Raw genomic sequence first — 13,931 nt, 5'->3', positions numbered from 1 at the left:
ATACTCGTCCTCAACCGGCGAGTTCGCCGTCCGCGGCGATCCGGAAGGCATTCGCGGCGATGGTCAGGCCCGGGTTCACCGCCGCCGAGGACGGGAACACCGCGCTGTCGGCCACCCACAGATTGTCCAGGTCGTGCGCCTTGCCATAGGGGTCGACGACGCTGGTGGCCGGGTCCTCGCCCATCACCGCCGTACCGCACTGGTGGGAGTTGACCGCCACCCCCATGCGTCGGGTGAAGACCATGGGGTACCCCGATCGCCGCATCGCGTCCGTGGTGCGCCGCACCAGTTCCCGATGCGGCGCCAGGTTGTTCGGCGACCAGTGCACGACCACCCGATCCGCCCCGTCGACGGTGATGCGATTGCTCGGCGCGGGCAGGTCCTCGCTGGTGAGGTACAGGTCGACGCTGTGCGCGGCCAGCGCGCCGAGCATCGGCGCCGGCACCCGATCGCCGAGCACGCGGGCCATCGGGGCCTGGAGCTTCCCGAGCGTTTGCACATTGCCCAGCGGCCCGTGCGGACCCTCGTCGCGATACCAGTCGTTCCAGCCGAGGGTCTTCTGGAAGACCGTCTCGTTGCGGCGGCGCGGGTCGACCGCGACCACGAACGTGCTGTTGTGCACCATGTAGTTGCGGCCCACCCGCCCCGAGCCGTCGGCCAGACCGCGCACCGCTCCGGACCCGGACCGCAGGAGCAACGCGGCGGTGTTGACCGCCCCGGCCGCCAGCACGAACCGTTCGGACACGACGCGCAGTTCCCTGCCGTCCCGGGTGGCGACGGCCTCGGTCACCCGTGTGCCGCCCGGGTCGGTGCGCAGCCGTACGACCGTGGTGCGGGTCAGGAGTTCGACGTTGCCGGCGGCCAGCGCGGGGCGCATCGCGCACACGTCGGCGTCGCTCTTGGCGTCGAGCAGGCACGGGAACCCGTCGCAGGTGGCGCAGCGCACGCAGCCACCCCCGGTACGCAGATCCACCCCGATCGGCATGTCGAACGGCGTCAGTCCCTGGCCGCGCAGGGAGTCGGCCAGTTCCGCGACGGCGGGTTCGTGGGCCACCGCGGGAAACGGGAAGTCGCCCGACCGCCACGGCTCGGTGGGGTCCTGCCCCGGGGTGCCGTGCACCCGGTAGACCCGCTCCGCGCGGGCGTAGTGCGGCTCGATGTCGTGATAGTCGATCGGCCAGGCCGGCGAGACGCCCTCGTGCAGGTCGACCGCGCCGAAGTCCGTTTCCCGAAATCGCGGCAGTGTGGCCCCGTACACCTTGGTGTTTCCGCCCACGTAGTAGTGCACGCCCGGTCGGAAGGGCCGGCTCGTGCCGTCGTACCAGCTTTCGCTGTTGCGATAGCGGCCCTGCGTGAAAACGGCTTTCGGCGACCAGTTCTCGTATTCGCGCGGCAGGAAGTCCCCCCGCTCGATCACCGTGATCCGGGCTCCGAGATCACGCAGTGCGTAGGCGAGTGTCGCGCCTCCCATGCCGGAGCCGATGATCGCGATATCGCACCGAATCTCGTCGGAACGCGGTTCGAGGAGGCCGGGCAGCTGTGCTGGAGAAGGGGTATTCGACACGTGGGTGTTTTCCTTTCCCGAATTGCGCGTCGGGGCAGCCTGGGTAGTCAGGTCGGTGCCAGATACCTGGCGGTGATCTCGTGGGCGAACGCCATGATGGTCCCCTGCGGGCTCACCCCGGTCGCGCCGGGCAGCACCGACGCGTCGCACAGGTGCAGCCCGCGCAGGCCGTACGGTCGGCCGTATCCGTCGCACATCCCGCCGCGTTCGGGCAGGCCCATCGGGCACGAGGCCATGGCGTGCACCGAGACCAGGTCCCAGCGCCTCGGGTCGGCTCCCGGGACGAACGCCTCCGCCTCCGCGACGGAGCGCAACACGCGCCGCTCGGGTGCGTACAACTCGACCGCGCCCGCCGCGAACAGCACCCGCGCCGCCTGCCGCAGTCCGAACCGCAACAACTCCCGGTCGCTCGCCCGCAGATGATGCCGCAGGAGCAGGCCGCCGCCGGGCAACGCGGTGACGCGGACGCCGCCGGACATCCGGACCTGCACCGTGTACGTCCCGACGTGGTCGATGGCCGCGAGCAGCCGGGCCGGCACGTGCGGCGGATGCCCGGCGAGGCTCGCGGCCAGGGTGCCGGGGGTGAGGTTGGCGGGCATGACCAGGACGCCCAGGTCGGCGAACTCGTGGAGCTGGGTGGTGAAGATGGTCCCGTCCCGGGCCGCGACGGGGTCGGCGAAGCGGGCGTTCACCCGCAGGTTGACGTGGATCGCGGTGTGCCGCCCGGCCCGGCGCGCATGGATGCCGCTGCGTTGCAGCAGGGCTGGGGTGCCCAGGGCGCCGGCGGCGAGGAAGACGACGTTCGGCCGATAGGTCGTCCGCCGCCCGTCGGGGCCGACCGCGTATACCGCCGTGACGGTGCGCCCGTCGTGCCCGATGCGAACCGCGCGGGTGCCGGCGTCGACGCGCGCGCCCCGCCGCCGGGCCTGCGGGAGGTAGGTCAGCGCCATGCTCTGCTTAGCCCCGGTCGGACAACCGGTGGCGCAGCGGTTGCTGTGTCGGCATCCGCGCACCGCGCGGCGGGCGTCCTGTCGGCGCCAGCCCAGGGCATCCGCGCCGACCGCGAGCAGCCGCGAGTCCCGGTTGGCCGGCGGGCGTTGCATGTGCGTGATCACCGACAACCGGCGGGTGATCTCGCGCAGGTGTGTGTCGAGGTGTTCGGCCCGATATCCGTCGACGCCCGAGCGCAGCGCCCAGCGGTCGAGCAGGTCGGTGGGTGGGTGCCACAGCAGGCCGCCGTTGACGACGGTCGTGCCGCCGACACAGCGCCCTTCGCCGAAGGCGATCGTCGGGCGCCCGTGGATCGGGGACAGTCCCGCGTTGCGGTACAGCCGCCGCATGTTCGCGGCGGGCGACGCTTCGGCGATGTCCGCGACGGACACCTCGGGTCCCTCCTCCAGCACGATCGGTTGCCGTCCCGCGCGCGCCAGTTCCAGCGCGGCGACGGCCCCACCGGCGCCGGAGCCGATCACGAGGGCGTCGCAGTCGATCACCGCGGGTCGTTCGGCCATGCCCGCTCCGGAAGTTCGGTACCCGCGGCCCGCGCCGCCACCGCCGCCGGCCGCACGCCGTCCAGCGCCCCGTAGCACGCGAGGGCGCCGGTGGTCCGCATCACGGTGCCCAGCACCGGCAGCCGTTCCAGCCGCGCCGCACCCACCGACAACACGTCCGGGGAGGCGAGATCGAGCCGACGACCCGTCACGAGCCGGAAGACGGACGGCACCAGGCGCAGCAGCACGCCGAACACGGCCCGATAGGGCTGCGCCAGCGCGGCCAGGCTGCCCGCGACGTGCTCGTCGGCGAGCGCGGCGGCCTCGGGCTCGCGCAGCGGCGGATACCGGACCGTCCACACGCGCGCCAGGCCGCTCGCCCGCAGCGCCCGGGAGCTCCGCGCGAGTGCGCGCCGGTCCGCCGCCGCCGGGTCGGGGGCGACGTCCCCGCCGCTCACGCGGTCACCCTGTCCTTCACGAAGGCGGTGACCAGCCGGGTGATGCCCTTGTCCAGGACCCGGTCCAGGGCGGTGAGGAAGAGGTCGATCTCCTCGTCCTCGGCGATCAGCGGCGGTGCGGCGATCAGCGGCAGTCCGTGGTTGGAGCCGTAGTAGGTGAGCACGTCGTGGTCGTGGTAGAGCGCCGAGATCACCGCTCCGGTGACCAGTTTCGCGCGCAGTTGCGGGTCCCTGGCGAAGGGTCCCGGGAGCAACCGCGTGATGCGGTCGAGGCGGGCCGGGCCGGCGTTGAGGAACACCCCGTGCAGCGCGCCGCGTCCGGTGGTCGCGGCGACGAGGCGGTGGTGTGTCTCGGCAAGTTTGGCCAGTCCGTTTCCGAGGCGTTCGCCGATGTGTCGGGCCCGGGCGGGATAGTCGTCCTCGACCACGATCGCGACGGCTTCCAGGGCGGTGACGGTCTCCTCGCCGAAGCCGTGGTAGGTGGTGCTGTGCAGGGTGGCGTCGGCGAGGTTGTCGTACGCGCGGCGGAAGACGTGTTCGCGGGCCGCGTAGCCGGAGATGGACGCCTTGCCGCCGCCGAAGGACTTGGAGGTGACGAGCACGTCCGGGATCAGGTCGCGGTGGCGCATGAAGTGGAACAGCGAGCCGGTGCGCCCCCATCCGGTGAAGACCTCGTCGAAGACGAGCACGATGTCGAGTTCGTCGCACATCCGGCGCACCGCGCGCAGGAACTCCTCGGAGCACTCGCGCAGTCCGGAGGCGCTGAACGGTTCGAGCACCACCGCGTACACGTCGCTGCCGCCGTCGCCGGTGCGGTGTCGGTCCAGGGCGAGGGCGAAGGAGTCCACGTCGTCGTAGGCGAAGCGGTCGGTGCCGGGCAGGCTCGGGAAGGGGAAGTGGATCTCCGGCGACGCGGTGAGGCTGCCCGCGCCCAGGAGTTTGCCGTGGAAGGCGATGTCGGTGTGCAGTACCGTGCCCCGTCGGCCGCGGTGGTATTTGTACGCCAGTTTCAGAGCGCCTTCCACGGCCTCCGCCCCGGAGTTGGGGAAGTAGGCGATGTTCAGGTCGCCCGGCAGGAGCATCGCGAGGTTGTGGCCGAGTGCGGCGACGTACGGGGAGAGGTAGTTCTTGTGCACCTCCATGCGCTTGCGCTCGGCGAAGCGGCGGCGTGCGGCCAGGATCCGCGGGTGGTTGTGGCCGTGGTTGAGCACGCCCACCCCGCCGGTGAAGTCGAGGACGCGGCGGCCGTCGCGCAGGGTGATCCAGCAGCCTTCCGCGTGTTCCACGAGGTCGCGGCCGAATCCGAACGAGCCGATCAGGGTGACCTGGCTGCGGCTGACGTGGCGCCGGTAGAGATCGTGCACCTCGTCGATCGACAGGTGCTCGCAGGCCTCGGCGTCGAGCAGTTCGCTCACGTCCCGTCTCCCGTTCGTAGACTGGCCAGACCGGTGCGTTCGTGGGCCCGCACCCGATCGGCGACGAGCCTGCCCGCGTTTCTGCCGTGTCGTACCGCGTAGTTGGTGCCGCGGTCCTCGGGGAAGACCTGCGCCATGCCGGCCATGTACAGGCCGGGTACCGCGCATTCCACGCCCGGCACGATCCTCGAATAGTTGCGGGTGATCACCGGTTGTGCGTGATCCGCGCGCCAGACGTGGTAGCCGCGCACCCATTCGTCGCGAAAGCGCGGGAACATCCGGCGCAGGTGGGGCAGGCTGTAGCGGAACACCTCCTCGTCGCTCATCCGGTACAGCGCCGAGTCCTCGGGGAGGTACTTGGAGAGGTAGACGATGTGTCGGCCGCCGTAGTGGCCCGGATCGTCGAAGTTGGTGTGCTCGATGACTCCGACGTAGGGGAACGTGGGGTCGGTGACGTTGAGCCAGTAGGTGTCGGAGAGCGCGTGGGCGTTCTCCAACACCAGGCAGATGTTCGCCAGGTAGGGGATGCTGCCCAACTGGCGGCGCAGCGCGGGTACGGCGAGGTGTTCGTCGTCCTGCCCGGTCAGCATGTCGGCGAGCACGCTCGGCGCGGTCGTCACCAACACCCGCCGCGCGGAGACCACTTCGTCGCCGACGCGGACCCCGGTGACGCCGCCGTGGTCGACCAGGACGGCGGAGACCGGGCTGTGCAGCCGCAGTCTGATGCCCAGTTCGCACAGTCGGGGCCGCCAGGCGTCGAGCAGAGCGCCGCAACCACCGCGCAGGTAGTGCAGCACCTCGCGCCCGGATCTGTTGCGGCTGCCGCCGCGAAGGTGCAGCTTGGTCCACATCCACGTGGCCCCGACCTGGGGAGCGTAGGCGCCGAACTTGCCTTCCAGGAGCGGTTGCCACACCAGGTCGAACACCCGGCGTCCGCCGATGCGCACGAGCCATTCCTCGGCGGTGAGCGCTTCGAGTTGGCGCCAGTGGCGTACTCGCGCGGCGCGCATCACCATCAGTCCCAGGCGCACCCGGTCGGCGGGCGGCAGCGGGGCGAAGCGCAGCACGTCGAGCGGGCTGGACAGGCGGTGGATGGTGTTGGCGTGGTAGAAGCCGGTGCGGGCCGGCCGGCGCTCCACCAGGTGGCCGCGGCCGAGTTCGGCACACAGCCGGAACATGTCGTGATCGGACTCGAACCAGTGGTGGTAGAAACGTTCGAGTTGTCCGTCGCCGACGTCGAAGGTGCCGGCCAGGCCGCCGATGCGGTCGTCCGCCTCGACGATCAGGGTTTTCAGGCCCGCGAGTCCCAGTTCGTGCGCGGCGGCGAGGCCGGTGAATCCGGCGCCGACGACCACCACGTCGAAGCGGGTGTCATCGCGGCTCACGACGCCTGCTCCTCGGGTTCGGCGAGCGCGGTCACCGGAGTGACCGCGTGTTGCCGGTCGCGCCGGGCGACCACGTAGGACGGGCGGCCGCGCGCCTCGTGGTGGACCAGGCGCAGGTATTCGCCGAGGACGCCCAGGAGCAGCGCTTCGCCGCCGAAGGTCCACGCGGCGACCGGCATCGGCCGCCGGCGCACCGCGGAGGTGAGCGCGACGCCGCCGAGCCAGGCGACGCCGACGGCGGTCGGGAGCCGGGCGGGCGTGGCCGTGCAGGTCATCACGCCCCGGTGGGACAGGCTCGCCATCTTGCGAAGCGTGTACTTGGACCGGCCGGCCGAGCGCGGGGCCCGCCCGTATTCGATGCTGGTCTCCGCGAAGCCCGTCCAGCCGACGAGTCCGCGCAGGAAGCCCGGGTCGCCGGACAGTTCGGTCAGGGTTTGCACGACCGAGCGGTCGAGCAGGCGGAAGTCGCCGGTGTCCAGGGCGATGGGATGGTCGGCGAGGGACTTGAGCAGGCGGTAGTAGACGTAGGCGGTGGCGACCTTGAACCGGGTGTCGCCGTGCCGAGCGACACGGCGACCCGAGACGACGGGCCAGCCCTGGCCCCAGCGTTCGACCATGGCCGGGATCAGTTCGGGCGGGTCCTGGAGGTCGGCGTCGAGGGTGACCACGGCGTCGCCGCGGGCCTCGCGCAGTCCGGCCATCATCCCGGGCTGGTGGCCGAAGTTGCGGGTCAGTTGTACGAGTTGCACGTGGTTGTCGGCGCCGGCCAGGGAGGTCAGGACGTCCCAGGTGTGGTCCCGGCTGCCGTCGTCGACGAAGACGATCTCGTGGTCGTATCCGTCGAGTGCCCGCATGACGGTGGAGATGCGGCGATGTGCCTCGGCGACCACCTCTCCCTCGTTGTAGCACGGCACCACCACGCTGATCAGCGGCGTGCGCGGCGCGGGTCCGTCCGCCTTTCGCTGCGACACGGTGCGGACTCCTTCCGGTTCAGCCCAGGACGGCGTCGCGCGTCGCCCGGAACTTCTCGGCGGCGGCTGCGACGTCGTGCGGGCGGCTGAAGACGTCGACTCCGAAGTCGGCTCCCAGGTAGGTGTCGGTCAACCCCACCGTCAGGGCCACGGACCTGCTCAGGACGTCGTCGGTACGGGGCAGCGCGCCGGGGCGGTAGGTGTGTCCGCGGGCCGGGGGTTCCACCGGGCGGAAGGGGCAGGACGGGTGGTCGGGATCGGCCAGGGCCCGCAGTTCCGGCAGACCCCCGTAGTGGTGTTTGGGCGAGTGCAGCAGGGTCTTGGAGCCGAGCCCGGAGGCGACCTCCTCGGCTGCTTCGCGGTTGTCGAAGACGTAGACCGCGACGGTGGCGCAGTCCCCTTCGGCGTCGTGCAGGGCCCGTTCGGCGACGCCGTCGCGGGTGCCGATCGCGTCGGTGAGGTCGCGTTTGAGCGCGCGGGTGCGGGCCAGGACGTCGTCCAGGCGCGCCAGTTGTGCGCGCGCCACCGCCGCGCCGAACTCGCCCATCCGCAGGTTGAGACCCAACAGCACGTCGCCGGGGCCGGTTTCGCGCGCGTAGGGGAACCAGCCGTGGTGGTGGAAGGAGTAGGCCCGCTGGAACGTGGCGGCGTCGCGGGTCAGCAGGAGACCGCCGTCGCCGCCGGTGACGACCTTGAAGACGTTGAGCGAGAAGGCCCCGGCCTCGCCGATGCCGCCGAGCGGGAGACCGCGGTATGTGCCGCCGCACGCCTGGGCCGCGTCCTCGATCAGGAGCAGGTCGTGCTCGCGGGCGATGCGGGTGAGGGCGTCCATGTCGCAGGAGGCGCCCAGCATGTGCACGGGCATGATCGCGCGGGTGCGCGGGGTGATCCTGGCGAGCACGTCCGCCGGGTCGAGGGTGAGCGATTCGTCGATCTCGGCGAGCACGGGCGTCGCGCCGCTGTAGGCCACGGCGGACAGGCACGCGACGTACATGTATCCGGGGACGATCACCTCGTCCCCGGGTCCGATGCCGAGCGCGGCGAAGGCGGTCAGCAGCGCCGAGGTGCCGCTGTTGACCGTCAGGCAGTGCGGGGACGCGAGCCGGCTCGCCGCCTCCCGTTCGAGCCGGCGGCACTGCGAGTCCTGTGCCACGGGTTGGGAGTGCACCCCGACCGTGTTCTGCCAGGCGTCGAGGACCTCCGCGATGTTGCGTCGTTCCTCGTCACCGAAGGACGCGTACCCGGGACCGGGCATGCGACCGCCTCCTCACGTCGTGTTCGTGGCCGGTGCGGTGGACTCAGAACACCGTCGGGCAAAACGGCGCCGGGTCGTGGTGGAACGCCCGGGTCGCGGCCCGGAGCGCGCCCGCCCGGTGTTCGACCACCCGCCCGGCCGCGGCCAGTTGCGTCAACGAGGTGCCGCCGAGGTACACGGCACCCAACTCACGTACGGTCAGCTCCAGATCGGCCGAGGCCGAGGTACGCGCGCACTCGGCCTCGTGCGTGCCGGTGCGCAGTCGCCAACGGCCCTCGTTCCACGTGCAGATCGGGTCGGCGACGTCCAGCACCAGATCGACCTCGGCGCCGTATCCGCGTCCGGCGAGGGCACGTTCGACGTCCACCGGGCGGGTGTAGAGCTGATCGCGCGCGACGGGCGCGGCGCTGCGCGGGTCGTCGAGCAGGGCCAGGATCGCGTCGTCGATCGGGCGGTCGGCGATCACCGTGCCGCCGAGGTCGATGTCGAGCAGGGCCCGCCACAGACTCGCGTACGCGGCCGGGTCGTTCGCGAACAGCTCGCGGACGTGCACCTCGTAGCGCGGGTAGGAGTTCTCCCACCGGGCGGTCAGCGAGTAGAGGGCGTATCCCCTCGCCGGCTCGCCGTCGTCGGCGCCGGCCAGCATGCACAACAGCCGTCCCGCGCCGCCGCGCCGCTCCGGCAGGTCGAGCACGGCCCGGCGCATCCAGGTACCGTCGCGCCGGGGCATGCCCGGCCGCCGGTCGATGGCGTGCTCGTAGATTCGGGTGATGTCCGCGCCGCATCGAGCGGGGTCCAGGACGCGCACGGACAACGGCGGGTCGGCGGGCAAAGCGGCGGGAGGTCCGGTCAACTCGCGCGAGGATCGGGGGATTTGGATCCGGACGGCGCGAGTGGCGGAGCCGAATCCGAAGCGTCCGTAGATGGCCGGCTCCGTGGTGTGCAGCGCGGCGACCGCCTCCTCGCCGCGGTCGTGCAGGCCGGCCAGGGTGCGCCGGATCAGGCCGCGCATCAGGCCGCGACGGCGGTGCGTGGGGTCCACGGTGACGTAGCCGATGCCCGCGATCGGCTGCCGACCGCCCGGGACGCTCATGTCCAGCGAGTACAGGGCGAGCGTGGCGCAGGTCTCGCCGGCGCGGTGCGCGAGCAGCGAGCGCTTCGGCTCGAATATGTCGCCGATGATTTTTCGATATTCCGGAACCGCCTCGTATCCGCCGTAGGCCAAGGCGACGACGTCGGCGAATTGGTCCCATGAATCCGGCGCACGGAAATCGTATCCGTCGATACGTGATCGGCTCTGATCCACAGGCAAGGGCACCTCGCAGGCATGCGAAAGAGTTCGGGGTGCACGTCTCGGTGACGACCCGAACGGGAGAATTGCCGAATTGCGGCGGCGCACCGCCGACCGACCGCCGAGTGATCTATATCGACCGCCGGCTGATCTTTACAGGCCATCGGCCCACAATCATGCTTCACGCCGGGCCTGCGACTGTCAAGGCTTGTCGAGGATTCGTTCGGGAAGCGACCGTGCGGGGTTCGCTACCGATCGATCGAGCAGGAATTGATCCTTCCGTTCCGATGCTCCGAAATCGGAACAGATCATTCTGCCGAATTCCATGAAGATTGCCGGGGTGCCTTGTGATCTACGGAACCGATCGCTAACACTCGAACGCGACGCCGACGTGCGGATACGCGTCTTCGCTGCGACCGAGGAGATCACATGAGCAATCCGAGGTTTATCGCCGGCAACACCGCCATCGACGACTGGCAGCAGCACGTGGAGGAGGACAACGGCACCGGGATCTACATCGACGTGGACACCAGTGCGGGCAACTTCTCGGAAACCCCGGTGTACACGGCGAATCTGTGCGGGCGCGACTCCATGTGGACCACCACCGGTGGAAACACCATTTACACGCCGACCGCCAAGGGCTTCCGCATCTACGTGCGCTGGCAGGACGGTCGGCCGCTGCCGGTGGAATACGCGGTGAGTCACGGCTGGTATATCAGCTGGGTGGCGACCGAGGTCTGATCCGGCGTTTCGAAATCACTGACGGGAAAGCCCTCGGCGACCCATCGGCGAGGGCTTTCCCATCTTTTTCGGCGTCGCGGCCGCCGCTTGTCACGAGTTGTTCGCACCCATGCGACAGGGGACTTCATCGACATGCAGAGGTTGCGCGAGACACAGGTTGCACAATTCCTGGGCCGAGCCGTCTCCCTCCCGCCCGACCGGACCGTCCTGGACCTCGTCGAGGATCGGGCATCGCGAGCCCCACACGCCCCGGCCGTGGAATGCGCCGGCCGGGTCCTCGACTACGAGCGCGTGAACCGGATGGCAAGCGCGCTGGCCCGTGATCTGCACGAACACGGCGCCGGACCCGGCGACCTGATACCGCTCGCCGCCCGCAACGGCCTCGGCCTGCCGGTGGCCATGCTGGCCGTCCTCAAGACGGGCGCGGCGTTCGTGCCCCTGGACGCGACCTGGCCCCAGCAGCGGCTGCACGGCATGATCCGCGCGTGCGACCCGAAGGTCGTGCTGTCCGTCGCCGGCCCGGACACGGCGCAGGACGCCGGAGTCGGCACGAGCCGGGACACCCGGCCGACGTGGGGCGACGACTCCGATGCTCCCGTGACCCTCGCGGTCGACCTCGACCGGCTCGGCGCCCCGACCGCCGGCCGCTTCGGCCCGCCGGCGCGCCCCGACGACCTCGCGTACGGCTTCTACACGTCCGGGTCCACCGGTGTACCCAAGTGCGCCCTCAACACGCATCGCGGCCTGCTCAATCGATTCCTCTACATGACCCGCCGATTCGTGACCGACGGCCCGGAACGGGTGCTCCAGAACAGCCGGCACACGTTCGACTCGTCGCTGTGGCAACTCCTGTGGCCGCTCACCCACGGCGGAAGCGTCGTCATCCCGGAACCCCGGGGCATGCTCGACCTCGCCGCCACCGTCGACGTGATCGCGCGGCATCGGATCACGATGACCGACTTCGTCCCGACGATCTTCAACAGCCTGGTCGAACTGCTGCACTCGCAACCGGAGTTGGTGCCACGCCTCGGCTCCCTGCGGCGGCTGCTGATCGGCGGCGAGGAGATCAACGCGCGCGCCGTCCGGCTGTTCCACGAGATGTTGCCCGACGTCGCGCTGATCAACACGTACGGCCCGACCGAGGCCGCAATCGGGTCGGTCTTCCACGACGTGACCCGCGACCGGCGCAGTCCGCTGCCGATCGGCCGTCCCATCGACAACACGTGGGCGATCGTCCTGGACGAGCACAACCGGCCGGTGGCGCCGGGCGAGATCGGCGAGATCCACATCGGCGGCGAGTGCCTGGGCCTCGGCTATCTGGGCGATCCCCGGCGCACCGACGCGGCGTTCGTCGCGAACCCGTTCGCCGAGCTGCCCGGGTCGCGCATGTATCGCACCGGCGACCTCGGGCACCACGACGCGGACGGCGTGCTCTTCTTCGGCGGCCGACGCGACCAGCAGTTCAAGGTCGGCGGGGTGCGGGTGGAATCGGGCGAGGTCGAGCAGGCGATCGCCACGCACCCCCACGTCCGCGAGGCGAAGGTGGTGGCGCACGAACACGGCGGCTCCACATACCTGGCCGCCTTCGTCACCGTCAGCGGCGACACCTCGACCGACGACCTGGTCCGCCACGTACGCGCGACGCTCCCGGCCGAGTTGACCCCGAAACGCTTCGTGATCCTGGAGAACATGCCGTTCAACGGCAACGGGAAGGCCGATCGCGGCGCCCTGAAACGACTGCTCGACCGCCCGGCGCAGTCCGGAGCCCCCGCCGCCCCGGTCCCGCAGGGCACCGCCGGCGGCGCCACCCGACCCCTGCCGACCGCGGAACACGCCCGGCAGGCACTGCTCGACCTGTGGGCCGAGGTGCTCCCGGAACCCGTCGTACACGCCGACAAGGACTTCTTCGACAGCGGCGGCGACTCGCTCAGCGCCCAGCGCCTCGCCCTGGCCATCGCGGCCCGCTTCCGGACCCGGTTCTCCGTACGCGACGTGGTCGCGGCCCCCACCGTGACGGACCAACTCGCGGCGCTGCGCGGCCGAACCGGGCCGAACGGCAACGGAAACGGCCACGCAATCGGCGGCGGAAGCGACAGCGGCACCGGCGCCTCGACCGCCGCACGGCGGACCCGCCCGGGTCCCGCCGAGCACTTCGGCCACGATCCGGTGCTCCCTCCGGACATCCGACTCCCGTACGCGCCGACGGAACCGCGCGTCGAGCATGTGCTGCTCACCGGCGTGACCGGCTTCGTCGGCGCACAACTGCTCTACGACGTGCTTCGCCCGCCCGGGGTTACCGCGTACTGCCTGGTCCGCGCCGACGACGCGGAGTCGGCCCGCAGGCGCGTGGCGGACAACCTGCGCCACTACGGCCTCTGGCGCGACGAGCACGCCGAACGCCTGCACATCGTGGTCGGCGACCTGTCCGCCCCGGGCCTGGGCCTGGACGACGCGGACGCGCGCCGCCTCGCCGAGCGCGTCGACACGATCGTGCACGCCGGCGCCCTGGTCAACCTCGTGCGCGGATACTCGGCGCATCGCCCGGCGAACGTCGAGGGCACCGTGGAGATCCTGCGGTTCGCCACGCGGTGCCGACCCAAGGCGCTGCACTTCCTGTCCACCCTGGCCGCGCGCGGCCGGGCGCCGGTCCCCGACGGCCCCGGGTCCCGGGCGCCCGAGGCGCCGTGGCCGGCCGCCGACGCCGCCACGACCGGGTACGGGCGGTCCAAGTGGGTGGCTGAACAACTCGTCCTCCAGGCGGCGGAACGCGGCCTGCCGACGGCGGTGCACCGGCTCGGCGAGGTCATGCCCGCGACCGACACGGGCGTCCCGAACACCGGCTCCCGCACGGACCTGTTCATCCGGGCGTGCCTGCGGGTAGGCGTGTACCCCACGAACCCGCTGCTCCTGGACTACACGCCCCTGGACACCGTCGGGGCGCTGCTGGCCGCCGCCGTGGCGCACCACGAACGCGGCTGGTTCCACCTCCTGCACCCCACGCCCGTGCAACTCGGCGGACTGCTGGGTGCGTTCGGTGCGGCCTTCGGGCTGGAGCCGGTCGGATACGAGACCTTCTGGACGGCCCTGCACGACGCCTCGCTCGCCGCGCCCGGGGACCGCACCCTGGCGGGGGCACTGGCCGTACTGCCGGCGCCCGAGGAGAATCCGCAACCGCACCGAAATCGGCTGGCCGAGGTGTTCCAGGACGGCACGGCGCTGTTCTCCGTCACCCGCGCCGAACGGCTGGCCCGGCGGATCGGCCTGCGACCGCCCGTCATCGACGCGAAGGTGTTCGACCGCTACGTCCACTACCACCGGATGGCGACGCGCCCGTGACGCGACCGACGACCCGCCGGGGACA

10 protein-coding genes are annotated in these 13,931 nt (G+C 71.2%); 2 read left to right on the top strand and 8 right to left on the bottom strand.

Translation table 11 applies throughout. The annotated features are described in order from the left end of the window. Positions 1-10 precede the first annotated feature (10 nt). The 8 genes from ACH4XV_RS28885 to ACH4XV_RS28850 are packed head-to-tail and all read right to left on the bottom strand — an operon-like array spanning position 11 to position 9,844. On the bottom strand, positions 11-1,564 hold the full coding sequence (locus tag ACH4XV_RS28885; protein WP_395794760.1) for a GMC oxidoreductase: 1,554 nt from the start codon (positions 1,562-1,564) through the stop codon (positions 11-13). 47 nt (positions 1,565-1,611) lie between these two features. After that, complete coding sequence (locus tag ACH4XV_RS28880; RefSeq protein ID WP_395794758.1) at positions 1,612-3,075, bottom strand: GMC family oxidoreductase N-terminal domain-containing protein; 1,464 nt, start codon at positions 3,073-3,075, stop codon at positions 1,612-1,614. Further along, a complete protein-coding gene (locus ACH4XV_RS28875; RefSeq protein ID WP_395794756.1) occupies positions 3,054-3,512 on the bottom strand; it encodes a hypothetical protein in 459 nt (152 codons plus the stop codon). Before ACH4XV_RS28875 ends, ACH4XV_RS28880 begins: the two co-directional genes overlap by 22 nt. Beyond that, the gene (locus tag ACH4XV_RS28870) at positions 3,509-4,927 is read right to left on the bottom strand and encodes an aspartate aminotransferase family protein (protein WP_395794754.1); all 1,419 of its coding nucleotides are present in this window, start codon (positions 4,925-4,927) and stop codon (positions 3,509-3,511) included. The genes ACH4XV_RS28875 and ACH4XV_RS28870 overlap by 4 nt, the downstream gene beginning before the upstream one ends. Next, a complete protein-coding gene (locus ACH4XV_RS28865; protein WP_395794752.1) occupies positions 4,924-6,312 on the bottom strand; it encodes an NAD(P)/FAD-dependent oxidoreductase in 1,389 nt (462 codons plus the stop codon). Before ACH4XV_RS28865 ends, ACH4XV_RS28870 begins: the two co-directional genes overlap by 4 nt. Then, positions 6,309-7,283: a glycosyltransferase family 2 protein gene (locus ACH4XV_RS28860; protein ID WP_395794750.1), complete on the bottom strand. Its 975-nt coding sequence runs from the start codon at positions 7,281-7,283 to the stop codon at positions 6,309-6,311. The genes ACH4XV_RS28865 and ACH4XV_RS28860 overlap by 4 nt, the downstream gene beginning before the upstream one ends. 19 nt (positions 7,284-7,302) lie before the next feature. Next, a complete protein-coding gene (locus tag ACH4XV_RS28855) occupies positions 7,303-8,538 on the bottom strand; it encodes a DegT/DnrJ/EryC1/StrS family aminotransferase (RefSeq protein ID WP_395794748.1) in 1,236 nt (411 codons plus the stop codon). 43 nt (positions 8,539-8,581) lie between these two features. Next, positions 8,582-9,844 (bottom strand): GNAT family N-acetyltransferase, encoded by a 1,263-nt coding sequence (locus ACH4XV_RS28850; protein ID WP_395794746.1) that lies wholly within the window; start codon positions 9,842-9,844, stop codon positions 8,582-8,584. 414 nt (positions 9,845-10,258) lie between these two features. Here ACH4XV_RS28850 and ACH4XV_RS28845 point away from each other — a divergent pair, with 414 nt between their 5' ends. Further along, the gene (locus ACH4XV_RS28845; protein ID WP_078982114.1) at positions 10,259-10,570 is read left to right on the top strand and encodes a hypothetical protein; all 312 of its coding nucleotides are present in this window, start codon (positions 10,259-10,261) and stop codon (positions 10,568-10,570) included. A 132-nt stretch (positions 10,571-10,702) separates the two neighbouring features. After that, positions 10,703-13,906 (top strand): amino acid adenylation domain-containing protein, encoded by a 3,204-nt coding sequence (locus ACH4XV_RS28840; RefSeq protein WP_395794744.1) that lies wholly within the window; start codon positions 10,703-10,705, stop codon positions 13,904-13,906. Positions 13,907-13,931 lie beyond the last annotated feature (25 nt).

This window comes from Embleya sp. NPDC020630 (assembly GCF_044334985.1).
Lineage (GTDB): Bacteria > Actinomycetota > Actinomycetes > Streptomycetales > Streptomycetaceae > Embleya.
This window is presented reverse-complemented; position numbering and strand designations above follow the sequence as displayed.

Bases quoted from the DNA above. Each gene is read 5' to 3' on its own strand.
- ACH4XV_RS28880 (WP_395794758.1), bottom strand. From the start codon at position 3,075: ATGGCCGAACGACCCGCGGTGATCGACTGCGACGCCCTCGTGATCGGC.
- ACH4XV_RS28855 (WP_395794748.1), bottom strand. From the start codon at position 8,538: ATGCCCGGTCCCGGGTACGCGTCCTTCGGTGACGAGGAACGACGCAAC.
- ACH4XV_RS28845 (WP_078982114.1), top strand. From the start codon at position 10,259: ATGAGCAATCCGAGGTTTATCGCCGGCAACACCGCCATCGACGACTGG.
- ACH4XV_RS28840 (WP_395794744.1), top strand. From the start codon at position 10,703: ATGCAGAGGTTGCGCGAGACACAGGTTGCACAATTCCTGGGCCGAGCC.